This is a genomic window from Streptomyces sp. NPDC090741, assembly GCF_044769045.1.
Lineage (GTDB): Bacteria > Actinomycetota > Actinomycetes > Streptomycetales > Streptomycetaceae > Streptomyces.
In genome coordinates, this window is sequence record NZ_JBIVXF010000034.1 from 1 (window position 1) to 24722 (window position 24722).

The 24722-nt window shown below is 67.6% G+C and carries 24 protein-coding genes and 3 pseudogenes; 13 read left to right on the forward strand and 14 right to left on the reverse strand.

Features of this window, described 5'->3' with window-relative positions; genetic code table 11:
- Window positions 1-890 precede the first annotated feature (890 nt).
- Window positions 891-1433 carry a hypothetical protein gene (locus ACIQU4_RS41770; protein ID WP_403743021.1) on the forward strand — a complete coding sequence of 181 codons (543 nt, stop codon included), beginning with the start codon at window positions 891-893 and terminating at the stop codon, window positions 1431-1433.
- Between the two features lie 293 nt (window positions 1434-1726).
- Here the strand turns inward: ACIQU4_RS41770 and ACIQU4_RS41775 are convergent, their stop codons facing one another.
- Window positions 1727-3115 carry a hypothetical protein gene (locus ACIQU4_RS41775; protein ID WP_403743024.1) on the reverse strand — a complete coding sequence of 463 codons (1389 nt, stop codon included), beginning with the start codon at window positions 3113-3115 and terminating at the stop codon, window positions 1727-1729.
- Window positions 3116-3876: 761 nt separating this feature from the next.
- Between ACIQU4_RS41775 and ACIQU4_RS41780 the strand changes: the two genes are divergently transcribed.
- The 5 genes from ACIQU4_RS41780 to ACIQU4_RS41800 all read left to right on the forward strand — a co-directional run bounded on the left by ACIQU4_RS41780 (window position 3877) and on the right by ACIQU4_RS41800 (window position 6697).
- The gene (locus tag ACIQU4_RS41780) at window positions 3877-4326 is read left to right on the forward strand and encodes a hypothetical protein (RefSeq protein ID WP_403743026.1); all 450 of its coding nucleotides are present in this window, start codon (window positions 3877-3879) and stop codon (window positions 4324-4326) included.
- 128 nt (window positions 4327-4454) lie between these two features.
- Window positions 4455-4793 carry a hypothetical protein gene (locus ACIQU4_RS41785; protein WP_403743030.1) on the forward strand — a complete coding sequence of 113 codons (339 nt, stop codon included), beginning with the start codon at window positions 4455-4457 and terminating at the stop codon, window positions 4791-4793.
- A gap of 113 nt (window positions 4794-4906) precedes the next feature.
- Window positions 4907-5749: a TnsA-like heteromeric transposase endonuclease subunit gene (locus ACIQU4_RS41790; protein ID WP_403743032.1), complete on the forward strand. Its 843-nt coding sequence runs from the start codon at window positions 4907-4909 to the stop codon at window positions 5747-5749.
- Window positions 5746-6228 carry a hypothetical protein gene (locus tag ACIQU4_RS41795; RefSeq protein WP_403743035.1) on the forward strand — a complete coding sequence of 161 codons (483 nt, stop codon included), beginning with the start codon at window positions 5746-5748 and terminating at the stop codon, window positions 6226-6228. The genes ACIQU4_RS41790 and ACIQU4_RS41795 overlap by 4 nt, the downstream gene beginning before the upstream one ends.
- A gap of 241 nt (window positions 6229-6469) precedes the next feature.
- Entirely contained in the window at window positions 6470-6697 is a 228-nt protein-coding gene (locus ACIQU4_RS41800; protein ID WP_403743038.1) for a hypothetical protein, read from the forward strand.
- Window positions 6698-6960: 263 nt separating this feature from the next.
- Here ACIQU4_RS41800 and ACIQU4_RS41805 read toward each other — a convergent pair whose 3' ends face one another.
- Window positions 6961-7437, reverse strand: coding sequence for a hypothetical protein (locus tag ACIQU4_RS41805; protein WP_403743040.1), 477 nt, complete (start codon window positions 7435-7437; stop codon window positions 6961-6963).
- A 185-nt stretch (window positions 7438-7622) separates the two neighbouring features.
- Between ACIQU4_RS41805 and ACIQU4_RS41810 the strand changes: the two genes are divergently transcribed.
- Window positions 7623-8306 carry a hypothetical protein gene (locus tag ACIQU4_RS41810; protein ID WP_403743042.1) on the forward strand — a complete coding sequence of 228 codons (684 nt, stop codon included), beginning with the start codon at window positions 7623-7625 and terminating at the stop codon, window positions 8304-8306.
- 58 nt (window positions 8307-8364) lie between these two features.
- Here ACIQU4_RS41810 and ACIQU4_RS41815 read toward each other — a convergent pair.
- A pseudogene (locus ACIQU4_RS41815) lies at window positions 8365-8659 on the reverse strand (IS5/IS1182 family transposase); the annotation flags it as partial.
- 330 nt (window positions 8660-8989) lie between these two features.
- Window positions 8990-9187 carry a hypothetical protein gene (locus ACIQU4_RS41820; protein WP_403743045.1) on the reverse strand — a complete coding sequence of 66 codons (198 nt, stop codon included), beginning with the start codon at window positions 9185-9187 and terminating at the stop codon, window positions 8990-8992.
- 198 nt (window positions 9188-9385) lie between these two features.
- Between ACIQU4_RS41820 and ACIQU4_RS41825 the strand changes: the two genes are divergently transcribed.
- Window positions 9386-10324 (forward strand): MerR family transcriptional regulator, encoded by a 939-nt coding sequence (locus tag ACIQU4_RS41825; protein ID WP_403743048.1) that lies wholly within the window; start codon window positions 9386-9388, stop codon window positions 10322-10324.
- 31 nt (window positions 10325-10355) lie between these two features.
- Here the strand turns inward: ACIQU4_RS41825 and ACIQU4_RS41830 are convergent, their stop codons facing one another.
- On the reverse strand, window positions 10356-11606 hold the full coding sequence (locus ACIQU4_RS41830; RefSeq protein WP_403743050.1) for an IS256 family transposase: 1251 nt from the start codon (window positions 11604-11606) through the stop codon (window positions 10356-10358).
- A gap of 247 nt (window positions 11607-11853) precedes the next feature.
- On the opposite strand from ACIQU4_RS41830, the gene ACIQU4_RS41835 reads away from it, so the two are divergent.
- The gene (locus ACIQU4_RS41835; RefSeq protein ID WP_403743053.1) at window positions 11854-13248 is read left to right on the forward strand and encodes an IS4 family transposase; all 1395 of its coding nucleotides are present in this window, start codon (window positions 11854-11856) and stop codon (window positions 13246-13248) included.
- Window positions 13249-13653: 405 nt separating this feature from the next.
- On the opposite strand, the gene ACIQU4_RS41840 is transcribed toward ACIQU4_RS41835, so the two are convergent.
- Window positions 13654-14064, reverse strand: coding sequence for a hypothetical protein (locus ACIQU4_RS41840; RefSeq protein WP_403743056.1), 411 nt, complete (start codon window positions 14062-14064; stop codon window positions 13654-13656).
- A 73-nt stretch (window positions 14065-14137) separates the two neighbouring features.
- On the reverse strand, window positions 14138-14566 hold the full coding sequence (locus tag ACIQU4_RS41845) for a hypothetical protein (RefSeq protein ID WP_403743059.1): 429 nt from the start codon (window positions 14564-14566) through the stop codon (window positions 14138-14140).
- A gap of 421 nt (window positions 14567-14987) precedes the next feature.
- Here ACIQU4_RS41845 and ACIQU4_RS41850 point away from each other — a divergent pair, with 421 nt between their 5' ends.
- Window positions 14988-15422 (forward strand): hypothetical protein, encoded by a 435-nt coding sequence (locus tag ACIQU4_RS41850; RefSeq protein ID WP_403743062.1) that lies wholly within the window; start codon window positions 14988-14990, stop codon window positions 15420-15422.
- Between the two features lie 372 nt (window positions 15423-15794).
- Here ACIQU4_RS41850 and ACIQU4_RS41855 read toward each other — a convergent pair whose 3' ends face one another.
- The 4 genes from ACIQU4_RS41855 to ACIQU4_RS41870 form a co-directional block, all read right to left on the reverse strand.
- Entirely contained in the window at window positions 15795-16919 is a 1125-nt protein-coding gene (locus tag ACIQU4_RS41855; protein ID WP_403743065.1) for a pentapeptide repeat-containing protein, read from the reverse strand.
- Window positions 16920-17178: 259 nt separating this feature from the next.
- On the reverse strand, window positions 17179-17568 hold the full coding sequence (locus tag ACIQU4_RS41860; RefSeq protein WP_403743068.1) for a hypothetical protein: 390 nt from the start codon (window positions 17566-17568) through the stop codon (window positions 17179-17181).
- Window positions 17569-17839: 271 nt separating this feature from the next.
- A complete protein-coding gene (locus ACIQU4_RS41865; protein WP_403743071.1) occupies window positions 17840-18109 on the reverse strand; it encodes a hypothetical protein in 270 nt (89 codons plus the stop codon).
- 335 nt (window positions 18110-18444) lie between these two features.
- Entirely contained in the window at window positions 18445-19245 is an 801-nt protein-coding gene (locus tag ACIQU4_RS41870) for a hypothetical protein (protein ID WP_403743074.1), read from the reverse strand.
- A 92-nt stretch (window positions 19246-19337) separates the two neighbouring features.
- Between ACIQU4_RS41870 and ACIQU4_RS41875 the strand changes: the two are divergent.
- Window positions 19338-19562 (forward strand): annotated as a pseudogene (locus ACIQU4_RS41875) (transposase); the annotation flags it as partial.
- 512 nt (window positions 19563-20074) lie between these two features.
- Here the strand turns inward: ACIQU4_RS41875 and ACIQU4_RS41880 are convergent.
- The gene (locus ACIQU4_RS41880) at window positions 20075-21142 is read right to left on the reverse strand and encodes an NAD-dependent epimerase/dehydratase family protein (RefSeq protein WP_403743077.1); all 1068 of its coding nucleotides are present in this window, start codon (window positions 21140-21142) and stop codon (window positions 20075-20077) included.
- A 371-nt stretch (window positions 21143-21513) separates the two neighbouring features.
- Window positions 21514-21993, reverse strand: a complete 480-nt coding sequence (locus ACIQU4_RS41885; RefSeq protein ID WP_403743085.1) for a hypothetical protein — start codon at window positions 21991-21993, stop codon at window positions 21514-21516.
- A 443-nt stretch (window positions 21994-22436) separates the two neighbouring features.
- Here ACIQU4_RS41885 and ACIQU4_RS41890 point away from each other — a divergent pair, with 443 nt between their 5' ends.
- Complete coding sequence (locus tag ACIQU4_RS41890) at window positions 22437-22628, forward strand: hypothetical protein (protein WP_403743080.1); 192 nt, start codon at window positions 22437-22439, stop codon at window positions 22626-22628.
- 345 nt (window positions 22629-22973) lie between these two features.
- Complete coding sequence (locus ACIQU4_RS41895) at window positions 22974-23180, forward strand: transposase (protein WP_403743082.1); 207 nt, start codon at window positions 22974-22976, stop codon at window positions 23178-23180.
- 529 nt (window positions 23181-23709) lie between these two features.
- Here ACIQU4_RS41895 and ACIQU4_RS41900 read toward each other — a convergent pair.
- Window positions 23710-24240, reverse strand: a pseudogene (locus ACIQU4_RS41900) (IS701 family transposase); the annotation flags it as partial.
- Window positions 24241-24722 lie beyond the last annotated feature (482 nt).

The window sequence follows — 24722 nt, forward strand, 5'->3', positions numbered from 1 at the left end:
CCCGCGGAGCGGGTACCTGAGCGCTGCGCGCTCAGGAGAGACCGGCCTCGCTGCGCTCGGCCAGGCGCCTTCGGCGCCTGGCTCCTCCGCTTCGCTCCGGAGACGTGAAACGCCTCGCTTCGCTCGGCGAAGCCCGGCTTCGCCGGGTCAAGGCCGGCCCTTCGGGCCGGTGTCCTACGCTTCGCTCCGGGCTGTTCGGGTTCCGCTGCGCTCCACCCGAACGGCCCGCTTCGCGGGCCTGGATGACCCCGTTTCAGGGATCCGAGCCTTCGGCTCGTTGGGGTGTCCGCTCCGCTCCCACCCCCAAGGCCCTTCCGGCTCCGCCTCCAGGACCAGCCCGCTCCGCGGGCGGCTAGCAGGGCAAAGACAGCGCACCGCTGCCAGCAGCCAAGATTCCTTTGCCGGCCTGCTCAGTGCACCGGGCAAGGGGGGTAGGCGAGCTTCTGCAGGCGCCGCCCGGTAACGTGGGTCTCTTCGGGCGCCGTTGGGGTCTGGAGTCCAAAAGGTAAATGCCGATGACTGTTGGCGAACTGCCCGTCGTATGGAGCTTGCCTCACGAAGATGCCCGAGCTGGATGGCGGGCCCTGTGGTGGAGTGTCGGGCCGAGCAGTGAACTCGCGGTGATGCTGGTCCATGAACGGAACCTGCGCCGTTCCCCGTACATCAAGGGATGGGTCGGATGGAGCGTGACGGCTCCGTGTGACGGCATATTGGTCGTGGTCGCGGACGGGGTGGAACACCGGACACCCGTAACCGGCATAACTCCGTGGACCAGCCACCTGGCTTTGCTCTCGTGGTCACGGTTTCTGCTGGCGTCAGGCCGCACACTCCGAAACCAGGACGGGATCTGGGAGAGGAACGCGGTTGTGTACTCCCCCGGGGGATGCCCGGTGAGTCACTTCTGTATCGGCGACGACATCGACTACATCATCACCGACCGCAACGGCGGCATCTGGACCTCGTACGGCGACGAGGGCATCTACGGCGACCATCCGGAGAGCAGCGCCGGCCTGGCATCTTGGAACACCGACGGCGCCCACACCTGGAGCCCCGAGGGGCGGCTCCCCGTATGGCCCCTCGGCGGAAGCGCGGCCGCCACCGAGGAAGACGTTGTCTGGCTCGCCTGGTATAGCCACGAAGGCGCCTTCCTGTCCCGGGTCGAGCCCAGTACCGGCTCCATCACCAGCTGCAGAAATCCCCTCAAGGACACCGATGGCATCGCGGTCCGCGGCACCCGGATGATCCTCACCCACCGGTTCCACAACCGCCCCGACGTCGAACTGAGCCGCGCGGAGCTCGTCGACGACTCCTGGGTGATCACCACCCAGGAGAGGCTGCGCATGCCGGGGCCGGTAGTCATGCGCTGCGCACAAGGCCGCGACGGCACCATATGGCTCCGCGGCGGCGACACCTGGATACGCGTCGAAGACTGAACCACCAACACTCGACCCACGGGAGCCGGCCACACAGGGCCAGCCACGGCACGGGCCATGAAGAGCTGGCTACAGACGACCGGAGCGGGTTCCGCCCGCGCGGCGTAGCGAGCCGCCTCGCTACGCCCGGCCAGGCTCAGCAAAGCTGAGCCTGGATCCTCCGCATGCTTCATTTTGATATTCGGATAGACTTTGGGCTTAGACGGCTGCGGCGAGTGAGTGCCCCTTGTTGTCGCTGCCATGGATCAGCGAACCTGCGCAATGCTCAACCAACCTGCGCAGCCCTCTGTGGTCTACCGTCGGAAGCCACGCCGGGGGTCCCTGATGCTGCGGTTGTCGAAGGCGGTGAACCAGGCTGCTTCCCTGAGGTCGCCGATGCCCATGGACTGGTTCATGGGGTGCTCCGGGTCCTCGATCCCGCTGAACTTCGTGTGGAAGAGCATCAGGACGTCGTGGTCTTGGAACAGGAGATCGGAGCAGCTGTCCCAGCTGTAGTCGTCCTCGTGTTCCGGGAGGGAGCTGTGATCGTCTTCCTCCTCCCGGTCTTCCAGGTACATCGGAGCGTTCTCGATGGCCAGGTGCAGGGCCATCTCCTCGGCGGTGCAGGTGGGATTGGGCCAGTTTCCCTTGGCGAGATCCCCGGCCAGGTCATCGAAGGCGCGTGCCATCCGTCGCCGCCAGCGGTGGTCGGCCGTCCACGTAAGCGGCGGCAGCCGGTCGAAGACCTCCCACGTCGCGGAGTCAGAGTCCGACAGAAACTGGTCTCCAAGACGTTCCGCGTCGTCGTAAGCCTGGTCCGCGAGGACCACTAGCGCCGTGTGGAGCAGGTCAGCGGTACGGGGCGTCAGCTGCCATCCGCACTCCTCGCAGTCCTCGTCCTCCCCCTTGCAGGGGCAGGCCTGCGTCTCGAAGAGCGCGGCAAAGTTCGGGGTCTCGCTCTCGCTCGCCGGCCTGGTGCGCTGCTCTCGCAGGCGCCATCCGTGAGTGAACCGAGTGATGATCGGTCGCCTGCTCCAGTCGGCCAACTCGTCCCCGTCTTCGAGGCTGAGGAGCTCCGCAGAGCTCTGGTCTTCGAGTGTCTCGGTGCCGGCAACGTCCGGATCCTCGGTGAGGGTCAACACAGCCCCGATCAGATCCCGGGGATCGTCATCGCCCAGCTCGGACGCCGGCAACGGCTCCCATCCACGTGCTACCGCGGCACGCAGGAGAGCGTCCTCGTCCGTAACGTGGAACTCGTACAGGTGGGAAATCCGCACCACCTTGCCCGGGAGGTCCTGCAGCTTCGGGTGGCCTGCGGGACCGCGGACCGCGCCGTTGACAGGGTCCTCCTCGGAGGGGTCCGGCTCTGGTTCCGGCACTACGAACAGCGTGCTGGGGTCTGCACTCCAGTTACCACTCGCGGCCTGGCCGACGGCTTGGCGCAGCGAGCTGGCCGGGGCGTCCGGCATCTCGGCCGTAAGGGCCTTCAGCTCATCCTCGACAGTACTGACGTCGCGGCAGGCGAGGACTCGGCGGAGGATACCGGCAGCCTCGTATGCGTGGTCGGGGTCCTTGCAGGTCAGGACAGCGGTCAGGGAGCTTGGGCCGTTGTCATGAGCCAGCAGGGCCATCACCCGGCTCTTGCTCAGCGTGTGTTCGCACAGGAAGTCGATAGCCCGGGCAGCGGAAAGCGATGAAGCCATCGCGGAACTCCTAAAGGGGAGAGTGCTCCGCGCGCACCAAAATAGCGGCACTCGCAGACACGGCAGGGAAACCGCTGGTGGACACGGTACGAACGTGTCCCCGGACGGTGAAAGAAGCGTGGATGGGCCGGCTGGTGCCTCCGCTACGAACGAAGACCCGGACTCAGCTGAAGCCAACCCTACCCACAGATGGCGAGCCGCACCCACGAATCCGGAGAAGCCAAGGCCACACACCAAAGGGCGTTATTCGCGGGCAGGTTGGGCATCGAGTCGGCATGCTCGCAGTGCTCCACGAACCTACCGTGCAGCGGACCAGGCCATTCCGCGTCGCACCCATTGCCGACGAGACAACCTGGTCACTGCTCTCCCGGGTCGCCACCCGCTACGGACAGACGCCCGGCTCCATGCTGGGGCACTGGCAGTGGAAGAACCACCAGCCCCGCCACCCCGGCGGCGCGCTACGCGCAGACGCAGAAGTTCTGCTCAGTCCAGCCGGCCGGACCGTGCTGGCGGGACTGTCTGGAGCATCCGAGGAGACACTCGGACGCGCGCTGCCATCCTGGGACAACGAAGGGGCCGAGCTCTCCGTCCCGGACACCACAGGCGCCCCTCTGGCCCTCTGGCGCGTTGGCGGCGCCGTTGTACGTCCAGTGGCATTCGGCTGTCGGCTGTGCGCGGCGCGGCGTACGGGGCTGGACGTGCGGGTGGTCCGTTATGCCGAGCGGTGTGAGCGGGTGTGCGGGCGGCATGGACGGTGGCTGTTGGACGCTGACGCCGACCAGCCCCTGGAGAACCTCTCTCTGAGTGGCAGTCCTGAGGTCGTCGCGGCGCAGCGACGCTGGGCTGTGGTGGAGCGTCGTGCTCGGCGGGCAGGGGTGGACCCGGGCGAGGTGTTCGGACTCGCGCGGGCGGTGGTGTGCCGGTGGTGGGAGCAGTCTCTTGTCTGGGAGCAGGAAGAGATCTGGCCCCGCCGTCTGCAGCAGGTCGTCGGCGGCGAGGATGGGGGTGACGTCGCCCGGTGGCGTGCCCTGGGGCGGGAGGTGGTGGTCTTCCCCGAGGTGGTCGGCGTGGCTGGTGCGCTGCTGGATCCGGCCGCCGAGGAGCTGGTGTGGGCCGACAGTGGTTGGGAAGGTCCGCGGCCGCGGCCCGGGGACGGCCAGTTTGGGCGGCGTCTCGGAGAGCTGGTGGGAGGCCCTGGCTTGGGCCGCTGATCGCGAAGGACGGTGGACCGCTGGTCTCGTGGCAGGCCGCCATTATCCGTCGGCGACGGCATACGGCGGCGGTTGATCCCTACGACGCCGGTCCGTGGAGGGTCAGGGCCGATCAGCAGCCGCACACCATGGCAGCCCTGCTCCGTGAGCAGACACGGGAGAAGAGCGCGGGCGGATCCGGTACGAACTGGCGCTCCACCGTGCCGCCCGAGCAGCGCATGTTCATCACCAACCTCATCGAGGCCGCCCAAGAGGAACTGCTCCAGCTGCGCGGCGCGCGCCAGGGCCGCACCGCCGACGCCGCCCTTCTTCTCCTCCAGCGACTCACCCACTCCATCGACCTGCTCGACCAGGCCCTGCGGGAAACAGCGCTCGCAGCAGTGAACGCGGGCGTCGCTCTCCACGACGTCGAGCAATGGGCAGGCCTCAACAACGACACCCTCACCGCGGACGAGAGCGACGAGTAGGCGGACGCCCACGAGGGGGGTGTAGCCGACGCGGCTACCGCATCAGGGCCTCCCACACGAGCAGAACACGCAAACCGGCCCAAACTGCTGGTTGAGGTAGTTGGCTCGGTCCCGTGACGAGCGTGGCAGACACGGGCGGTGCGCAGCCGAGTGCGGCCTCAGGGTGGTCCGTATTCGAGGTGGCGTTCGCCGGGTTTGGCGGGCAGGCCGTGGTGCAGCGGTGGGTGGATGCGGCGGTGACCGTCGCGTTCGAGGAACTTGAACCGGTCTCCGCGTTCCCGGTGGTCCCCGGCAGACGCTGGGGACCGGGGCTGTGGTGGTCGGCGACCACCGGGCACCATGTCGCCTCCGGGTCGAACGCGATGCGAGCCCAGCTGATGGTCCTGGACCGTGACCCGGACGTCGTTGGTCTTGCCGGGCGGCCCGTGCGGCTGCAGTGGCACGATGAACAGGGGCGGGGGCGATCGTGGACTCCGCAGCTCTTCGCCCGGCGTGCGGACGGGACCGCGCTGCTCGCCGACTGCCCCGGCCACCCTTCGGGGGGAGGAGATCGGGCACTGGCTGCCGCCGTGATGATGGAGCGGGCGTGTGAGCAGGTCGGCTGGAGCTACCTGCGCCTGGACCCGCTCGATGAGTTGCTGGCGGCCAATCTGCGGTGGCTCGCCGGCTACCGGCACCCCCGCAACCAGGTCCGCCCCGCCCTCACTGCCGCCCTCCTGGAAGCCTTCGCCTGCCCGCGGCCACTGATCGAAGGCATCGAAGCGGTCGGCGACCCCATCGAAGTCCTCCCCGCCGCCTTCCACGCCCTGTGGCACGGACACCTGCACGTTCCCCTGGACAAGCCGCTGCACGAACGCATCCTGGTCCAGGCAGGCACCCTCCCGTCATCCGAAGTCCCTACGGCCGCCGGTCCGCACCATGAGGCCGGCGGCGGCCGGTTCCGGGAGGTGCCATGACCGCGCCGCGCGGCGGACGGCCCGTCGTAGCGGTCGGCGCGTACATCGACTTCGGCGGTGCGCGGTGGCAGGTCGTGGCGCTGGCCGGGCAATGCGTGCACCTGGCCGGCGACGACGGAAGCAGTGCCGTGGTGCTCGCCGGGCATCTGTTCGCCGACCCTGCCTTCAAGCTGGCCGGCGAGCAGGCCGAGCAGGTTCGGCCAGTGCCGCAGTGGGGGTTGTTCGAGACGGCCCCCGCCGCGGCGCGGGAGAAGGCGCTGGCCTGGCAGAGCCACATCCGGGAAGTCGAGTGCGGACGCCCGGGTGGCCCGGACAGCGGGGAGGTGGTGCGGGTGCAGTACGACCCGGCCCGGTGGACGCTGGCCGAGCGGGAGCAGGCCAAAGCCGCCGAGCTCACCGCGCTGGGGTTCGCCTGGCTGCCCAACGGCTTTGTGGGGGGGCCGGACGCTTCCGCGGAGCACCGCGGTCATCGTGGGTGAGCAGTGGGGGGCGTGCTGTCGGAACCGGATGTGGGCGGTGCTCGTCGACGGCAGGGCGGACAGGAGCGGCACTAGGGTGTGGTGTCCACTCGGGTCGTCGAGGATCGCCACGGTGAGGGCCATCAGGGCCGCCGCAGGGAGCGGGTCGGCGGGCGGGTGCCCGAAGGTTCGAGCGACCCGTCCGTCGCCCAGAGCCATTGTGCGCTCGGGGTGGGGGCGGCGGAGAGCATCGACGTGGGCCGTGACCGCGTCCATCGACCCGAGCTCCGCGAAGGACGGCGACGACTGGATGAAAATGGGCAGCGGCCGGACCATCGTGCAGCGGCGTTCCACGGTCGGCCCGATCGCCATCGCCACCTCCACCCGCATCTGTGGCCCGGTCAAAATCACGATCCGCGTCCACGTGAGGCCGGCGGGGGGCGCCTGGTCGAACTGGTCCAGCGCGGCGACCTCGCAGTGCCAGACCTGACGCTGCCAGACCTCGCACACCGCAGCGCCCCCGCCTCCGCGACCAGGAGGACGGGGGCTCTCGTGTTTTCTGCGCGGGGGGTCCGTGTGCGGCGACGCCCGCTGCCGAAGTAAGTGCGTCAAGCGCCCGTGCGCACAAGACCCTCAGCCTCGCGGGACCCTCCCCGCCCAGGCCCGAACCCGGCCAAGACCATGAACAGCAGCGGCAGCCTCCGCCACGCGGCCGAGCCGAGAACCGCGGTCGGGCCAAGTGGCCGATGTCTGTCAGGCCGCTCGGGCGGCGGCGCTGCCGAAGACCTGGTCGAAGGAGTGGGCTCGATCGGTACGGACAAGGTGGTAGGCGCCGCTGTGGTGGCGGAGGGCGTGTTGGGCGTAGTGAAGAACTTCGGCGGGCGTAAGGACCTTCATGTCCCCGAAGACGTAGTAGAGCGGGGTTGGTGCGTGGGCGGCGGTGAGGAGGAGACCGGCGTTGAGGGTGGCGGTGCTGATCGCGTAGCGGTCGGAGTGGGTGCTGGGCATGCGGTCTTTGGCGTCGATGGTGATGAGTTCGCTTCCTCGGGCGGCGATGAGGTCGGGGAACTGGCGCAAGGCGGAGCGGGTGCGGATCAGGGCTCGTTGGATGGTGGGTGGGTAGGTTCCCTGGCCGCAGAGTTGAACGGTCCAGCCGTGTTGACGCAGCGCGGCAGCGACGCGCTGCTCGTGGGCGTCTCCGACCGGCTTGCGGTCCTGCCAGCTCGTCACTTCAGCTCCTTCTCAAGGCCGCCTCCCTTCGCGCCGGCCGCCTCCGGCAATCGGGTGAAATCTCCGCTCACCCCCTTGATCAGGTCCCCTGAACGTCCGTTGTTGTCAGTGCAAGGGTCCGATGTCGCGTTCGCGTCATCGGCGCCCGCCACGGAAGACCGTCGCACGAGCAGGAGTGACCCACCATGGCCTTGCTTACCCACACTTTGAGGCGGCGTGCCTCTGCCGCTGCCACCGTTCTGGCCCTGGGCGCCGCCCTGCCCCTCGCCATCGGGGCCACACCCGCATACGCCCAGGGCAACCTGGGCATTACGAAAACCCACGCGGGGGACTTCCCCCGAGGCGGGCAAGGGTTCTACCGGATCGTGATCAGCAATAACGATCAGGCCGCGGCCATCGGCGCAACGGTGATGACCGACGTCCTCCCCCAAGGCCTCACAATCGAGGATTTCTACACCCGCGGGCCCTTTGGCTCCTGTGGCGTGCACGCCACGGACACCGTGCTCACCTGTAACATCGATTCCCTGCCTCCCGACGCCGACTTCATTGTCGCGATCATCGTCAACGTGGCTGACAACGCTCCCTGCACCGTCACCAACACCGCCACCATCGTCGAGCAGGCCGGAGGCGGCCTCAGCGCCAGATCCAGTGACCAGGCCTCCATCACCGGCGGAACCTGCAATGGGAACGGCGGCACCGGGAACGGGAACGGTGGCACCGGGAACGGCGGCACTGGGAACGGTTCGTTCCTGCCCACCAACCTCAACCTCAGCGGCACCCTGCCGACATACAACAGCACCACGAACAACACCTTCCACAGCCAGGGAACAACCAACACCACCACCCAGGACTCGCACCCAAACCCCTGACAACACCAGATCCACATCACCGGAGCTGGCTTCGTTGAGGGCCTGTGTGATGTCGTGATCAGTCGGTGGCTTTGAGGAGGTCGTCGATCCAGATCATTGAGGCGCGGAGGTGGAGTCCGGCTGAGGTGGCTTTCCGGAGTCTTGTCATGGCGGGTGGCGATGCCTCGCCACGCCTTCAGCTTGTTGATCAGGCGCTCGACGGTGTTCCGTTCCTTGTAGAGGTCGGTGTCGTGGCTGACGGGCCGACCGCCCCCGCTGCCCTTCTTCATCCGGTTGGCGGCTTGGTCCTTCTTCTCCGGGATGACTGCCTTGATACCGCGTTTGCGCAGGTAGGCGTGATTGCCGCGGGTCGAGCGCCCGCGTCGAGGCAGGAGACCGGTCCGCCGCGGCTGACGGCCGCTCCGGAGCCGATGCCGTGCCGGGCGCGGGCTCCAGTCCTTTGAACCCGACAACCCCGATGCTGGGGTGAACGAGGTCACGGTTCGTTCCCATCTTCGGCACGCGAAGGCCCGTATCGCCGCGCACATGGGCCTTCGGGTCGGTCCGAGGGAGCTCCTGTCGCATTGACGGAACTGCCCGTAGGAGAGAGTCCTTGCGGGCCCCCGTGAACGAGGTCGATCGCATACATCGGGCCCCGGGGATGTCACGACATCCCCGGGGCCCGTAGCGGTTGTACGGCGCGGCTACATGAGGGATGCGAGAGCCTGGTCAGCCATCTGGACGCCCATCGTGGCCGCGATGGTGGTGCCGGCCTGCATGAGCTGGTCCTTCATCTGGGTGGCGAACTGCCGCAGGCGGCCCGGTTCGGGATTCGGCAAGGTCGCCTCGGCGTGGAGGTCCTGGGCGACGCGCTCCAGTTCCGCACGGTCCGACTCGGGCATGTTCAGTGTGCCGCTGACGTGGCCGACGTACCCAGCGAGCTGGATGAACAGTGAGGTTCCCCCCCCCCCCCCCCCCCCGGGAGATGGAGTAATTGTCAAGACCTGTGGATTGGGTGGAGAAGCCCACACCCGGGGTTGACTGGGGCTCCTGAAGGATGGACTTGAGTCTCCCGTAAGGGGAGACACCAGGGTGGGGGCATGGACGGCGACACGCTTTACACGATCGGGGCGTTGGCCCGGAGGACCGGGCTGACGGTGAAGGCCATACGGTTTTACTCCGACACCGGAATCGTGCCGTCGACTGACCGCAGCCCGGCTGGCTACCGGCTCTACGACATCGATGCGCTCGCGCGTCTGGATCTAGTGCGGACATTGCGTGATCTGGGACTCGATCTTGCCGTCATCCGGCAGGTGCTGGACCGGGAGATCTCGGTACCCGAGGTCGCGGCCGCGCATGCCGACGCTCTGGACGTACAGATCCGCACCCTGCGCCTGCGGCGCGCGGTGCTACGAGCGGTAGCCAAGCGGGGCTCCAGCCCGGAGGAAATGGACCTCATGCACAAGCTCGCAAGACTCTCCGACGACGAACGCCGGCGTCTCATCAACGACTTCATCGACGACACCTTCGGGGGCCTGGACGCCAACCCCGACTTCGTGGAGATGATGCGCTCGGCCATGCCCGAGCTGCCGGAAGACCCCGAACCTGATCAGGTCGACGCCTGGGCGGAACTCGCCGAACTCACCCAGGATCCGGAATTCCGCGCCGCAGTACGCCGGATGGCCGAGCACCAGGCAGCCGAACGTGCCCAAGGCGACACCACTGGTCTGCACCACGACCTCACCCAAACAGTCCGCGACCAGGTCGGCCGCGCCCTCACCGCCGACATCGACCCCGTCTCCGCCGGGGCAACCCCCGTCATCGACGCCCTCACCGCCCGCTACGCCCAGGTCTTCGACCGCGCCGACGACACCGAACTGCGCCGCTGGCTGCTGACACGCCTGGAGATCGCCAACGATGGCCGCGCGGAACGCTATTGGCACCTCCTCGCCGTCATCAACGGATGGCCCATCCAGCCGACCCTGACGCCGGTGTTTACCTGGTTCATCGAGGCCCTGCGCACCAGGCTCAAGCAGTAACCCGCGTCGCCCGGCCCCCGCGGTCCGAAGATCAGGCCGAGAGGCCCTCGGTGCGCTCGATGAGCTGCCCTCGTTCGAACCGGGCTCCGGCACGGACGAGGGCGACGAGGTGGGGAGCGTTCACGGCCCGCCACCGGGCCTGGGCGGATTCGACCAGCTTGAACACCATCGCCAGCGCGGCGGCCGCACTGCCAGCACCCTTGGTGACCTTCGTACGCAGACGGACAGTCGCAAAGGTCGACTCGATGGGGTTCGTGGTGCGCAGGTGGATCCAGTGCTCGGCGGGGAAGTCGTAGAACGCCAGCAGCTCGTCGACGTCATCGGTGATCTTCTTCACCGCCTTGGGGAACTTCGTCCCGTAGGTCCTGTCGAACGCTGCGACGGCCTTGAGCGCGTGATCGCGGTCCTCGGCGTTGTAGATCTCCTGCAGGGCCTTCTTGGCCCCGGGCTGCGCTGACTTCGGCAGAGCGTTCGCGACGTTGGCGATCTTGTGAACCCAGCACCTTTGATGCCGGGCCTCAGGGAAGACCTCCGACAGGGCCTTCCAGAATCCGAGCGCCCCATCTCCGACCGCGAGGACGGGAGCACGCATCCCGCGCCTCGCACAGTCACGCAGCAGATCCGCCCAGGAGTCAGCTGATTCACGGTAGCCGTCGACCATGGCGATCAGCTCCTTGGTGCCGTCCACACGTACGCCCATCAGCACGAGCACGCATGACTTCGCCTCCCGCAAACGTATGCGCAGGTGGATGCCGTCGGCCCACACGTAGACGTAGTCACAGGTGGACAAATCGCGTTCGCCGAATGCCTGGTGGTCGGCCTGCCACTGCTGGGTGAGGCGGGTGACCGTCGCTGCCGACAGGCCGGCTGTCGAGCCGAGGAACTGCTCCAGCGCGGGCACGAAGTCGCCGGACGACAGGCCGTGGAGATAGAGCAGGGGCAGAACCTCGCTGATCTTCGGGGACTTGCGGCACCACGGCGGCAGGATGGCCGAGGAGAACCGCTTGCGCTCGCCGGTGGCCTCGTCGACGCGCTTGTCGTTCACCCGCGGGGCTTTCACCTCGACCACCCCGGCTGCGGTCGTGACCTTCCTCGGCTGGTAGCCGTTGCGGACGACCAAGCGGTGCCCGCTCTCCCCGCGCTGGTCAGCCAACTCGGCTATATAGGCGTTGACTTCAGCCTCCAGGGCGGTGGCCAGCATCCGCCTCGCACCCTCGCGAACGATCTCGTCGATCAGGGAGCCGCTCTCGGCCGTTCCACCGGCATTCTCTACGCTCAGCACGGGCGTGCCTTCCCAGCCGACGGTGCAACGTCGGCCTACTCGATGACCAGAAGTCGATCACTCGGGAAGGTACGCCCTTCGCGTCCAGCCCGAGGCCGATCCACAGGTCATGAGCATTGCTCGTCAGTGGGCGGACCCAGCGTCGAGTGGGGCGCTGGTCAAGGGGGTCCGGTAAGGCCAATGCAGTTGCTTTTGAGCTGCGGAGGCCGTTGCCCTGGGTGTGACGGGGTGGGGAGCAGGGCGGCGGGTGCGGATCGGGATTCTGACGAAGGTGTTCACCGTCGAGCTGGTCGACGCGGCGATAGCCAAGCACGGCCGAGCCGAGCAGCGGCGCCGCCTCCTACCGGCGCGGCTGGTCGTGTACTTCGTCCTGGCCCTGTGTCTGTTCGCCCGGGAGTCGTACGAGGAGGTACTGCGTGTGCTGACCAGCGGCATACCGGGCAGCCGGGCGCTGGCCAGGGTGAACCGGTCCTCGTTATGCCGAGCTCGGTCCCGGATCGGCGAGGACGTGCTGGAGACCCTGTTCAGAGAGGTGGCCGGTCCGCTCGCCACTCCGGACACACCCGGGGCATGGTGGCGAGGGCTACGGCTGCTCGCTCTGGACGGCACCCAGTTCGACCTTCCCGACTCAGTGAGCAACGGCGACACCTTCGACGGTCCTTCTACTACGGGGGGCCTCCCCTTCGGGTTCCCCCAGGTGAGGGCGGTGGTCCTTGCCGAGATCGGAACGCACGGAGTGCTTGATGCCCGCCTCGGCGGCTACCGTGACGGCGAACGGAGCCTTGCCTACACGCTGGCCGGCTCCACCAGTTCCGGGGACCTGGTCATCGCCGACCGCGGCTTCTGGTCGGTCGAGTTCGCCCACACCTTCACCTTGACCGGCGCGGACCTCCTGGTCCGGCTCCAGTCCAATCACCTCGGCACCCTCCAGGAGGAGCTTCCTGACGGCTCCTACCTGTCGATGGCCCGTCCGGGCAAGGAAGTCCGGCTCAGGGCGAGCAGAGAAGGCCAGACCCTGCCCAAACACACGATCTACCGCGTCATCACCTTCACGAAGGACGACAAAGTCGCCTTCCTCGGCACGACACTGCTGGATCCCGAGCAGTACCCGGCGGCCGAGCTGATCGCGCTCTACCGGGAACGCTGGGAGATCGAGCTGGCCTTCGACGAGATCAAGAACCACTTCGGCCCCGGCGGGCCGATCCCGTCCCGCACGCCGGAAGGCGTCCGGCAGGAGCTGTGGGCCTACCTCGCCGTCCACCACGCGATCCGCCGGTTCGCCCACGCCTCAGCCCTCGCTGGCCCCGTCGTGGACGCGGACCGGGTCTCCTACCTCAAGTGCGTCCGCATCATCCGCCGAAGCGTTCCGTCCCAGCTTGGAGCCACTACGGCCAAGCTCACCCGCTCCCTCACCGAGGCTGGGCAAGAGGCAGGCAGCCGCTTGCTCCCAGCCCGCCGGAACCGGAACTGCCCACGGGCGATCAAGAAGCCCAACCGTTGGCCCGTGCTGCGGACCCGCGCCAAACGGGGGGCGGTCGAGCCGGGCCGCTGGGTCCTCAATCAGACCAAGAAGGCCAAGACCAACCGGCGGGCGGGGAGACCCGTGCTCAAACCGTCCCCGACCCCGTCACCGGCCGCCTAAGACTGCTCGAACTCGGCGTCCAGCGTACGACCCGCATCTGGACGTCGGCTTCACCTCGCTGCGCGGCGACGACTCCCTGACCAGCAGAAAGGACGCTCACTTGACCCACCCCGACGAAGACGAGGTCAGCCTCGCCCGCCTCGCCCTGGCCGGACCGCGGCCGCCGGCCACGGTGGCCTTCACGGGCAGGCCCACGATCACCGTGTACGGCGCCGAACTGCACAGTCCCTCGCTGCCCTGGAGCGGCGGTGAGGACTACGAGGAGCGGAGGACTGACCGCAGAAGAGGGCTGTCAGTCCGGCCTGTGGCCGGACCTGTGAGCAACGAACCGTTATCGCTGCTCACAGGTGCCAAGAGCTGCCACATCGGAAGATCTGGTGGCGGCTGGGGCTCAGCGGTGTCCGCTCATTGGATCGTCACGTAGAACTGGGCGTTCGCCGGGCTGCCTGCCGCGTTGGAGATCAACACCGTCAGGGTGTTCTCCTCCTCACCGCAGCCGGTGCTTGGTTCGACCTCGACGCGAATCGACCCGCCACGGGCCGGGAACCCTTGGAGCGTGCCGGTCGGGGCGCTTCGGGCCAGGTTGATCCGGGGGTCTGAGACGTGGACGCAGTACACCCCGGTGAACGGCCTGCTCACCTCATCGACGTTCTTCGCCTTGAGCAGGGTCCCGGCGGCATCCACCTCGGCGGCGGCCTGGGTGTACGGGGCGATCAGCGGGACCGGGGGGTCATCGGCTACGGCGGTGCCGGCGGCACCGAAGGCGAGTGAGAACGTGATCGTGGTGACGAGCGGAATGGACGTAGTGGTGCGCACGGGTGTCTCTCCTGTCCGGGGTGATGGGGAGTTCGAGGTGCGGGGCCGGGGCCCGGGGCGGGCGTTTCCGGCGCTACGGGATCAGGAGGGCGAAGGGCAGATCACGGCCCTGGTTCGCCTCGGTTCCCGTGCCGACGTAGACCTCGTCGGCGGTATTCCCGCAGTACGGGCTGGGGCGACTCGCCACCAGGGCCTGGGCGCCGATGGGCGCTGATTCCGCCAGCGGCGCCGCCACCGGCACGGACTCGGTCAACCGCACATCCGGGTCAGAGAGCTTCACGCAGTAACGACCCACATCCACCTTGCGAACCCAGGAGACTCCCTTGGACCGCTCGACGGTCGCATCGGCGCGGACCACCGCCGAGACACGCGCGTAGGGCGAGTTCGCCTCCGCCAACGAGGGTCCCGCCACGGCCATACCCGTGCCGAAGCCGAGAGCGGCCACCACCGCGGCGATACCGATCACCATGGGGGCCGGGATTTCCACGAAACCATCGAACACACTCCTCTACCAGTTGGGCCCTGCGCCTGATCCAGGGCGTGCCCGGATCATCGAGGACTCGATCGAGGAGAGGGGAATGCAGGAACGGTCATCCGATTCGAATGCGCGACCAATATTGGTTCACATGACCCAAAGGGCTGTGTGCCGATGCTCGTACAGGCCAAGCGAAGGGTCGAGCTTGGCCGAAGGCCATCGGCGACGACATGCGGCTCTCCGCCGCACCCCAGCGACATGACGAGCCAGCTGGAGCAGCGTCCCCGGCCTTAAAGCAACTGCATTGGTCCGGTAAGGCCCCTTGACCGCAGGGTTTGTCCGTTTCCGAGGGGAGGAGAGATCTCCGGCCGCTGTCCACAGGCTCCCGACCGGAAGCTGTCGGGACGTCGCCATGATCGGCACGGCGACCGTACGTCAGGAGCTGCCCATGTCCCCCACTGCCTTCTCCCTGCCGCCGCACCTGGTTCAGCTGGGCTTCGACTACGTCCTGTCCGTGGAGGCCGGAGACGCCGTTGCGGCGGCACGGCTCGCACCGGAGGTGGAGCGGCTGTCGGGTCTGCTGCCGGCCATCGCAGAACTGGTCGTCTTCCCCGTGACCGCGCTGTCCGACGACACCGAGCCCTGCGCCGACTCCATCGCCCTGGACGAGGTCGGCGTGCTCTACCTCATGGCCGTCAGGGATTGGGCCACGGCCACCCCGGCCTCCGCCGCTCCCGGGATCGCCCGCACCATCGCGCACTTCGTCGGGCAGATCCTTGCCGACGAACCGAAAGACGTCGTCCGTGCCCTGGAGGTGCTCCGCCATGAGTACGTGGAGCGGGCCCGTGTGGCGGTGGACTCCGGGGTGACCCTGCGCGGGTGACCGCACCACCGTGCGGGTGGATGCGCACTGGTGCGGTGGTGCGCATCCACCCGGTGCGCACCACCGTCCACTCGGTGCGCACCACTGGCTGTGTATGTGAGTAGCGGTTCTGGCTCAACTTCTGTGGAGCTGCGCCGTGCGCGCTCGTACCCGCGCCGGACCAACGCACTGACCTGCTGGTCTCCATCGTTCAGCGTACCGATGAACTGAGCGTCGATCCATCACCACAGAAGTTGAGCCAGAACCTGAGTAGCGACGTCGTTTCGACACGTCATTGGGAGCCGCACGCTAACGCGAATAGGCTGTGTTCACGAGAACGGGAGTCACCCGAACCTTGCCTGACGACCACAGTTGCGGCCTGGTCCCACCGGGCTACGCCGTCGACAGATCAGGCGCGCTCGCCGACGCGAGCTCAGGCGACAGAATCGTCGCGTCGTCCGTGATCGCCCCAGCCAACTGTTCCTGGGTCAGACCTACCACCGTCCGCATATCGGTCCTTGTGAGGTCGGCCCCCTCCAGGTCGGCCCTAGACAGATTGGCTTCGGTGAGATTCGTCTCCCACATGACGGCGTTGGTGAGGTCCGCGCTGACCAGCTGGGCGCGGGTGAGATTGGTTTCCGCCCGGTGCAGGTTGGCGCCGGTGAGGTTGGCCTCAGCCAGGTTGGCATCGGTGAGGTCCGCCCCGCACAGATAGGCGTCGGTGAGGTTCGCCTTGTACAAATAGGACTTGGTGAGGTTCGCCCGATACAGGATCGCATCGGTGAGGTCCGCCCGCCGCAGGTCGGTATAGGTTAGGTCCGCCCCCTCCAGGTTGGCATCAGTGAGGTCAGCGAACTCTAGGCGAGCGCCGGCGAGGTTCAGGCCGCTGAGATCCAAGGTCTCGCGTGGGCCGACGTGAGTGCGGGACTCGCGGCGGGTGAGGGCAGTCAGCGCGCTCTGCACGTCTGCTTCAAGCCCTGCGGGCAGGCTCTGCACCTGCTCGCTGCCCTCATCTCCAACTGCATGCAAAGCCCGGGGGGTGCGCCGGCGGATGAAGTGGCCAAGCACGTGCGCGGCGTCGGTGGCCTGTTCGGGGGCATCTTGGACAATCTGTTCCAGGACAAGGATGCCGCCAATGCGCACGTAGATCTCGTCGGATCCGAGGCGTTCCAAGGCCTTGTTGAAACGCTCGGTCACCTGGCCTCGGCGGGTGAGACGGTAAGTGCGGGCGGTGTAGAGCAAGGCAATGCCAGCTCCAAGGGCGGCCACACATGCCACCAGTGCGTTGCGTAAGCCCGTGACCAGAGCCGCCGATCCTGCGCCCTTCCCGATCTCCTTGGTGTCGATGTACTTCGAGTCGAGCACGTAGGGGCCCTTCCAAACCAACCAGGGCAGGCCAACCAGCAGTGCAGCAACAGCGAGTACTACCAGCCCGGTTGCTGCGCAGCGTCGTACCCCGTGCATGCGCCGGGCCCGCTTGCGCCGTTCCTCCAACGAATCTTTCATGCCGCTGTACATGCCCGCAACGGGCTGGCCGGTTGCATATGAGGTTGCCAGGAAACACGCCTCGACCTCCAGGCTGGCCGCGAGTGACTCCCGAACTTATCGATATCGATCGCGGCGGCAGCGCACGAAGTGACTCCCAAAGTCGTCGACAAGCGACTCCCGTTCTCGGTTCTGGCACAGATCTTGGGGAGTCGTCGCCGAGCGTTACCTCGATGTTCGATTGCGAGGAGACGGGATCGCGTGAGACCGCGTACGCCTTGTCGTCCGACGCTCAGAACTGACGCTCCCTCAGGTATCTGCCGGTCGCTGCTGAGGTCGGTCGTGGACGGTGATGGTGCTGGTCATGCAGACCGATGCACCGGCCGGCCCGGACGAGGCGGCCGACCGCCGATGCGCTCACCCTCGGCCGCCGCAGCGGCAGCGGTACGCCCAGGGCCTGCGTGAGGCGGTCCGCCGCCACCCCGGCGCCCATCGGGCCCCGCAGCGCCGCGCGGACCGCCTCGGGGTCGGCGGCCTCCACCACCGCCCTCGACCACTCCCGGCGGCCGGCGTCCGCCGGCGGAACCAGCCCGGAACCGGCCGCCCACCGCCACGCCGCCACCGGCACCCGCAGCCGGCCCGCAGCCGCGTACTCGTCGTAGACCTCACGCCGCACACTCATCGCGAAACACACCCCAAACGCACATCACCCGGCCCGGCCCTCGGACCGCGCCCAAACCATGACGAACCATGAGATTGCTGCCAATAGCCGTGATTCCGGGGCGAGTTGGACGCACACTGCACAAGCCGCCTACGCGTACGCGAGGCCCCAACGCCACCCGTACGGGTGAACCGCGACACCCCCGACCGGCCACAGATCCGGGGGCGCCACCACCCCGGCGACACCCCCGGGCTCCGGGCCGCCCACGCGACCCGGGAACCCGCAGGCTCGGCTAACCGCGCGGACGCCCACCCCGGCCCCGGCGGAGCCGTAAGGCGACCCGTACAACCTCGATCAGGAATTGCACCGCGTCCGACCACTCCGGCGCCCACGCGGACACCACGGCCTGCGCCGCCTCGACGGCGAGCGCCTCGACCACCCGGCCCACCAGCCGCCGACCGCCAGGCCACCGACGGGGCGACGCCGGCTCCCCGGACCGCTCGGCCGGCTCCCGCCCGGACTCGTCGCCCGCCGACTCCCCACCCGATTCCGTCGTGCTCATGACAGACGACTCCTTACGTGAAAACGCGGATCACGCCTCCGACTGAAGACGCGATCCGCACTTTCGAACAGGAGAGGGTTAGCCCCGCAAGTCCGACATAACCGCAGGTCAGAGCAGCGACTGGCGAAACTCGCACATGCGCTACACCGCCGACCCCCTAGCCCCGCAACCCGCGCCGAAGTGACCTGCGGCACACCCCCGCTGTCCCCCGACAATGAACCTGGACCGTTTGCCATCGAAGTTGGACTGGCTGCTGGCCCGTCCGCCGCTGCGCCCGGATGAACCGGGCACAGCGCACTCACCGGGCCCACGTAACCGATGGCGGCAGGGTCGGGTTACTCGTTCTCGCGGTAGTTCATGAACCAGTGGGTGTCGAAGTAGTGGGCCATCGTGAACGGGTGGTGCGGGTCGAGGAGGATGCGGCAGATGAACTCCGCAGCCGAGCAGTCGAAGGGGGCGAAGTCGTCGTCGAAGGTCCGGATGGCGACAGACCAGCGGTCTGGGTCGGTGCTGTCGTCGGTCTGCCAGCAGTACAGGTTCTCGTGCTCGGTGCCTGCCCAGATGAGCAGGCCGTCCTCGCGGAGGTGGGTCCACGGCTCCTGGTTCAGGGTGAGGTATCCATCGAAGGCGCCTTCCCCGAATGTCTCCACCATGCGTTTGTAGTCGCCGGGAAGGCGCGTGCCCACCTCCGCCTCGATCTGCGCCCAGTCGACGTCCGGCCGCTGTGGGGGCGAGGTCCAGGCGGTGATGGCGATAAGCCTCTCAACCCAGTCCTCGTCCCGGCCGGTCCCCCCTGTAGCCGGCACCTGTACCCGCCGCGGCGCGGCCGCCAGCACCGGCCGGACGACCCCTTGCGCGTCCCGAGCGGTCCCGGCGCCGATCCACTGACCTCCGTACGCCCATGCGCGAATCGTCTCGCCCCGGCCTTCGAGGACAGCGAGAAGAGCCGCGCCACGGGACTCGTCCAGGGTCGGGTCCGTGAAGCCGTCCAAGACCAGGGTCCGTGGTGCTCCGTAACGGTCGGCCAGCCTGTCTACGAGCATTTGCGGGTCGGTGTCCAGTGACAGGTGCAGAGACCCACTCGGGGCGGCGATCCGGTCCAGCAGGTCGTTAAGCGTCGATTGCGTGAGCTCCATGACGGCCAGGAAAGCGCACTCCACTGACAATGGGCCCTCGGTCCAACTTCGGTGACGCTCGGCGCAGGTTCACTGTCGGGGGGGGCAGCTGCCTCACCCCGGCTCGAGTTCGCCGCGGGTTCAGGAACCTGCGGACGAAGACGGGCACTCCAGCCGGTGCACCGAAACCCACCCGGCCCGGCCCCGGCCGCCCGCTCGGCTCGAAGAACCGCCGCCCAGCTACTCGTCATGACGTGGGCCGGGTACTCGCCACCGGCGATGTATATGTCCCACCCGCCCACCGCAAGAAGGGGACGAAGCCGCGACGCACCAGCTGAGCCGCAAGTGATGTGCCATGGCATGGTCTCCTCTGGCAATATCACCCCATGAACTTCCACAGAAAGGCCCATGCCGCGTAAGCGGCCAGGGCAAGTCCGCGCGGGGCAGCACCTGCGGGACCAGCTCACCTACCGACCACGCATCCCTGGCCTGTCCTCGCCAGCTCACGCCGAAGTCGCCAGGGTCGAGACCAGCCGGAACTACCTGCACGTCGGCGACACGGCCGACGCCGTCAGGATGTGGCGCGACCTCGTACACAATCCGTACCGCAGACTCTGGATCGAATACGAGGACGGCAGCTGCGGCGTGTGGCAATGCTGCGGCAGCCCCTTCAACGCCCGGAAGTTGCTAGAAGCCGTGATACTCGGCATGTCCCGACCTCGAGCTCGCGAGCTGCGGTCCCTCGTTGACCAACTCGACGAATTGTACTGAGCAAGTTCAGGCCGGACGTTAAACGTCAAGCTTATCGCAACGAACTCGGTCGGGCCGTATGGGATAGGTGCGGTCGGACTCAGGCCGCGTAGGAGCCGTGTTCGATGTCATGGAGGATGTCCAGCCGGCTTGGCCTCCAGCCGGTCAGCTCGCGGGTTTTGTCGGAGGACAGCCGTTTGTTCACAGACATGCTGATGGCTGATCCAAAGCTCGCCGGTGGTGTGAAGTGACTGGCGATGCTGCGGCGCAGGGGTGGGGGAAGTCTTCCTGCGAGGGAGAGACCCAGCCGCGTGGTGGTGTTCATGTCGAGCATGTCGGCGAGGGTCAGGGAGTCGGTGTGGTCGCCGGCGCCGAGCATCCGGCTGACGACTCGCCCGAGTTCCCGTTGGGTGACATCGTCGGTCGTCGCGTGCAGGACGGCGCCCGGGGGCGCGTGTTCGACGGCCAGGCAGTAGAGCTCGGCGAGGTCTTCGACGTGGACGAAACTTTGGGTGGTTTCGCCGGGCCCCCAGTGGCCGGCGCGTCCGCGGGCTCGGGCGCGCGCGATGAGGAAGGCGATGTCGGAGTTGCCCCCTAGGCCGTAGACGAGGCCGGGCCGTACGACGATGCCGCGTACCTGTGCGTCGGTGAGCACGGTCTGCTCTGTTTCGACGCGTGCGGCCATGGCTTCGGCGAAGCCAGCGACGATCACTGCAGGCACACGGGTGCCGGGCGGTGCGAGGGTGGCCCTGGGTAGGGGCGCGCGGGAGTCTTCGGCGTACACCGCTTGGGCGGCGTGGCCGGCGTTGAAGGTACCGAAGACGGCTGAGCCGCTGGTGAAGATGAGGGCTGCGCCGGACCCGGCGAGGGCCTGCTGCATGGCGAGGACCGCGTCCCTGTCGCGTGCGAAGGTCGCGGCGTTGTCGCCTTGGGAGGCCCCGAGGCTCGCGGTGCTGACGACGGCATCCGGACGGCTGTCGGTGATGGCGGTATGCAGGCTGGCAGGGTCGCTGAAGTCGCCGCGGACCGGTTCCAGACCGCGGCCGCGCACCGTGTTCGCCGACCGCGGGGAGCGGACCAGGGCAATGACGTGGTGGCCGCGGGCGAGGAGCGCCTCGGCGGCGGCTCCTCCGATGTAACCGGTTGCACCGGTAATGAGGATCTTCATCTCGAAACTCTCCGGAGATCGGCGGGGTCAGTCGTGGTGCTGTGTCAGTGGAGGCGAGCGCGGTGTCGAGCCAGTCCAACATGACAGCAGGGCCGGGGCCGTGATCTGGTCGGCGATTCCCTTGAGCGTGTATGCCGGGCTTTGCGGATCTGGCCGGGGAGGAGTCGGCGCCTATCTCCCACGTCCCGTTGTGCAGGGCCCATCGGGTGGGGAGAAGCGGTCCGACCCCTCGACTGGCGGGCGAATCCGGCCCCTCGTTGATTGCGCAACCAAGTGGGGAAGGCGAGCAGGCTTGGGGATTCGGGGCTGTGACCACGCTTCCGTGATGACTACGCCTGCAGGAGGACACGGGTTCAGGCAGATCAGCGACGTCAAGCCACGTTCTTGTGGATCACGCTGAGGTAATGCCGATCGCGGTGCGGAACGGCGTTGTCGCGTCTCGGCAAGCTGAAGACCACACAAACGTCAGCAGGCTGGGTAAGGATGCTCGACTGCTTTCCGAAGGTGAGGTTGCTGTTGACCGCATGCTCGCAGCCTGCACTGTCGAGGGCAGTGATCAGCTCCTCACGGAGGATGGTTGGTTCGAAGGACTCGGAATCAGGCAGCACCAGTGGTGGAAGTTTGGCGGTCGAACCTGGGAATAGGCCGATGCAGATACCACTGACAGCCTGCTGAGTGATGTCCAGCCGCAGGCTGCCCCAGGAATAGGGGTACCCGTCGATACCGGGCCTCATGAGGTGGGCCGGGTGCGGGCGGCCGGGGCCGAGGAGGTCTTCAGCCTCAGCTAGGGACATGCCGCAGTGGAGCCGCCCGACCTGGCCAGTGCATGAGAAGTCAACGAGTATGTCCATCAGAGTCACGACAGTGACTCTGCACTCCCCGGTCCAGGTTTGCATCCCGGTATCCCAGCGAGGCGACACCCGCGCCGCCAGCGCTCACCCAACCCGTCCCAGAAGTACGGAGATGCGGGTGTGCTCTCCACCAGCGTATGCGGTAGGTCGGGTGCGGCAGGATGGCGAGCGAGGCCCCCGAGCAACGTAACTGAGACGTCAGACATCTCGATCAGCAGCTCGGGGGCCTCGCTCGTTGCGCGTCACGGACCGTCGCCGATCGGTGGCCAGCCCGAAGAATCTCAATGCATCCGAGTTGCATGACTGACATCACGGCAGAATCATGAAAGTGGGGCTCCCATGTGAGCATCCGTCCGGATTTCGGATAACACTGGCGTACCCAAAACCCGCGAACCTGCTGGAGATATTCGATCTGAAAGCCAGGCGGAAGGGAAGGCTAGAGCATGGCCACGTTCCAATTGCTGGGGCTAAAGTGCTGGGAAACCACGGACGGATTCGGGGCCGACCAGGTGCGAATCATCTTCGGTTTTGATGATTTGATGTTCTTCGATAACGATATGGGGGAGGGGACGTTCCGTGATCCGCCTGGAAACCGTGCCTGCTGCCGCATCGCCGCCGCTCCCGGCCGCCCTTGACCAGCCACGCGAGCAGAAGGAGACCAACGCCGCAGAGCTGCCGTGACTGCTCGCACGTCTGACTGACACCCACCCCACTTGTCGGAACACCTCAGCGTGCCCCTCGACCCGCTCGGCCCGGGCCGGGCCCTGCCCACGCAGTCCACGGTGCGGCGCCCGCCGGCCGCGTCGACGGCGACGCGCTCGACGGCGCCGTGGGCCGCCGGCTCGCCGACCGCCGTCCATCGCCCACTAAGAAGGACCAGGTGAGAGGAGTCGCGGTAGACAGCAAGAGCCTACGCGGCGCCCAAGGCGAAGGGCCGCCATATCCACCTGCTGGCCGCCCTCAACCACGCCACCGGCCTGGTGCTCGCCCAGCACGACGTCGGTGAGAAGACCAACGAGATTAGCTGCTTCGAGCCGCTGCTGGACGCGGCCGCGGATCTCGCCGGCGTCGTGGTGACCAGGGACGCCCTGCACACGCAAGTCGACCACGCCGACTACCTGCGCGGTCGCGGCGCCCACTACATCGTCATCATCATCGTCAAGGGCAACAGCAGAGCTGCGCAGTGAGGGCCTTGCCCTGGAAACTGATCCCGCTCAGGACCGCACGACAGAGCAGCGTCACGGACGCGGCGAGATCCGGCGCATCAAGGTCGCCACCGTCAAAAACCCGCACTTCCCCGGCGCCCGCCAGGCCGTCCAGATCTGGCGGCCAACGCACCGACCGCAAGACCGGGACGGCCATGATCGAGACGGTGTACGCCGTCACCGCCGAGCAGGCCGATGCCAAGGTGATCGCCCGGTTCGCCCGCGATCACCGGGCGGTGGAGCCTTGCATCATTTCAGGGACACCACGTTCGCGGAGGAAACCTCTCGGGTGCGGACCCGACGGACCCGCAACGCGCCCCGGGCGATGGCCAGTTGCCGCAACCTCTCCAACGGCGCTCTCCGACTCACCGGAGCCAAGAACATCGCTGTCGAGCTGCGGCGCAAGGCCCGCCGTCCCGAACGCCCCTTCGCCGTCCTGGTACTCCGGCTGTAGATCGTGATCTTCATGCATCAGCGGCTTGCCGCTGACAGTGGCTGGCCTTGGATCGGGCCTGGTGTCGGCGTCGCCAGTCGGACCAACTGAGCCGGTGGCCAGTTCCGGCTTGGTGGCGAAAACGGTGTCCTCGCCGAGCCCGGCGGTGCGACAGCGGCCGGGGTCGGAGGTCCAGGAGCGCGGGACGTACAACTCCCGGTCCACCGCGGCGTGCCCGCGCCGACCGGCGCAGACCATGTAAACGGCAACCTGGGCATTCTCGATCCTGCCAGCGGTGCCGGTGTACTGGCGCTGCACGCCGACCGTGCCGACGCCCTTCTTCACGTCGCCGGTCTCGTCGACCACCAGCACCGCCCGCTCGTCGTGCAGGTGTTCCACCACGTAGCCCCGCACGTCGTCACGGACAGCGTCGGCGTCCCACTTGGCCCGGCTGAGCAGGTGGTGCATAGCGTTCGGCGTGGACTCCCCGACCCATTCGGCGATCGTCCAGCAGTTCTTGCGAAGGAGGTCCGACAGAAGGCCGAGTACCAACCGCTTGACTCGCCGACAGGGCTCCACGCGCGCGAAGCGACCCGCGATCCGGTTCATCAGGCCCTCGAATGCGTCCTGCCATCGGGCCGGGTCTACGCTGTGACCTGCGGCCACCGCTTGATCGTTCGTTGTCATCACATTCGGAAGCATCGAAGTTGCCGCAGCTCAGTGAGCCGAAGGCTCCGCCCGGCCCGCTGTCCACGATGCTTGCCGCTGAGGTGTCGTCGAGGGCGCTGAAGAACTTGATGATGATGCTCACCCGTGCATGGTTCCTGCTCGGACAGCCTCAGGACAGCACGCCCCCGCACGAACCCCGGAAAACTCTGCCGAAAACGATCAAGATCACGATCTGTAGCCGAATACTAGGCGGTCGCGGCCCGGCGTCGCGACCAGAGCGGTTGCAGGGCGATGCCGAGGGCGAGCAGCTCAGCGGCGGCGAGGGTCGTGACACCGGCCCAGCCGTACGGCAGGCTCGACGCGACCGGCAGAGCCAGCAGCAGGGCGACCCCCTGCAGGACGGTGGAGAGCACCACCAGCTC

Excerpts from the sequence above, each read along its gene's own strand:
- ACIQU4_RS41890 (WP_403743080.1), top strand. The coding sequence starts at position 22,437 with ATGGCCACGTTCCAATTGCTGGGGCTAAAGTGCTGGGAAACCACGGAC.
- ACIQU4_RS41850 (WP_403743062.1), top strand. The coding sequence starts at position 14,988 with ATGTCCCCCACTGCCTTCTCCCTGCCGCCGCACCTGGTTCAGCTGGGC.
- ACIQU4_RS41810 (WP_403743042.1), top strand. The coding sequence starts at position 7,623 with ATGGCCTTGCTTACCCACACTTTGAGGCGGCGTGCCTCTGCCGCTGCC.
- ACIQU4_RS41775 (WP_403743024.1), bottom strand. The coding sequence starts at position 3,115 with ATGGCTTCATCGCTTTCCGCTGCCCGGGCTATCGACTTCCTGTGCGAA.
- ACIQU4_RS41785 (WP_403743030.1), top strand. The coding sequence starts at position 4,455 with ATGGCAGCCCTGCTCCGTGAGCAGACACGGGAGAAGAGCGCGGGCGGA.
- ACIQU4_RS41870 (WP_403743074.1), bottom strand. The coding sequence starts at position 19,245 with ATGGAGCTCACGCAATCGACGCTTAACGACCTGCTGGACCGGATCGCC.
- ACIQU4_RS41865 (WP_403743071.1), bottom strand. The coding sequence starts at position 18,109 with ATGAGCACGACGGAATCGGGTGGGGAGTCGGCGGGCGACGAGTCCGGG.
- ACIQU4_RS41880 (WP_403743077.1), bottom strand. The coding sequence starts at position 21,142 with ATGAAGATCCTCATTACCGGTGCAACCGGTTACATCGGAGGAGCCGCC.
- ACIQU4_RS41885 (WP_403743085.1), bottom strand. The coding sequence starts at position 21,993 with ATGGACATACTCGTTGACTTCTCATGCACTGGCCAGGTCGGGCGGCTC.
- ACIQU4_RS41855 (WP_403743065.1), bottom strand. The coding sequence starts at position 16,919 with ATGTACAGCGGCATGAAAGATTCGTTGGAGGAACGGCGCAAGCGGGCC.
- ACIQU4_RS41820 (WP_403743045.1), bottom strand. The coding sequence starts at position 9,187 with ATGCCCGAGTCGGACCGTGCGGAACTGGAGCGCGTCGCCCAGGACCTC.
- ACIQU4_RS41860 (WP_403743068.1), bottom strand. The coding sequence starts at position 17,568 with ATGAGTGTGCGGCGTGAGGTCTACGACGAGTACGCGGCTGCGGGCCGG.
- ACIQU4_RS41825 (WP_403743048.1), top strand. The coding sequence starts at position 9,386 with ATGGACGGCGACACGCTTTACACGATCGGGGCGTTGGCCCGGAGGACC.
- ACIQU4_RS41795 (WP_403743035.1), top strand. The coding sequence starts at position 5,746 with ATGACCGCGCCGCGCGGCGGACGGCCCGTCGTAGCGGTCGGCGCGTAC.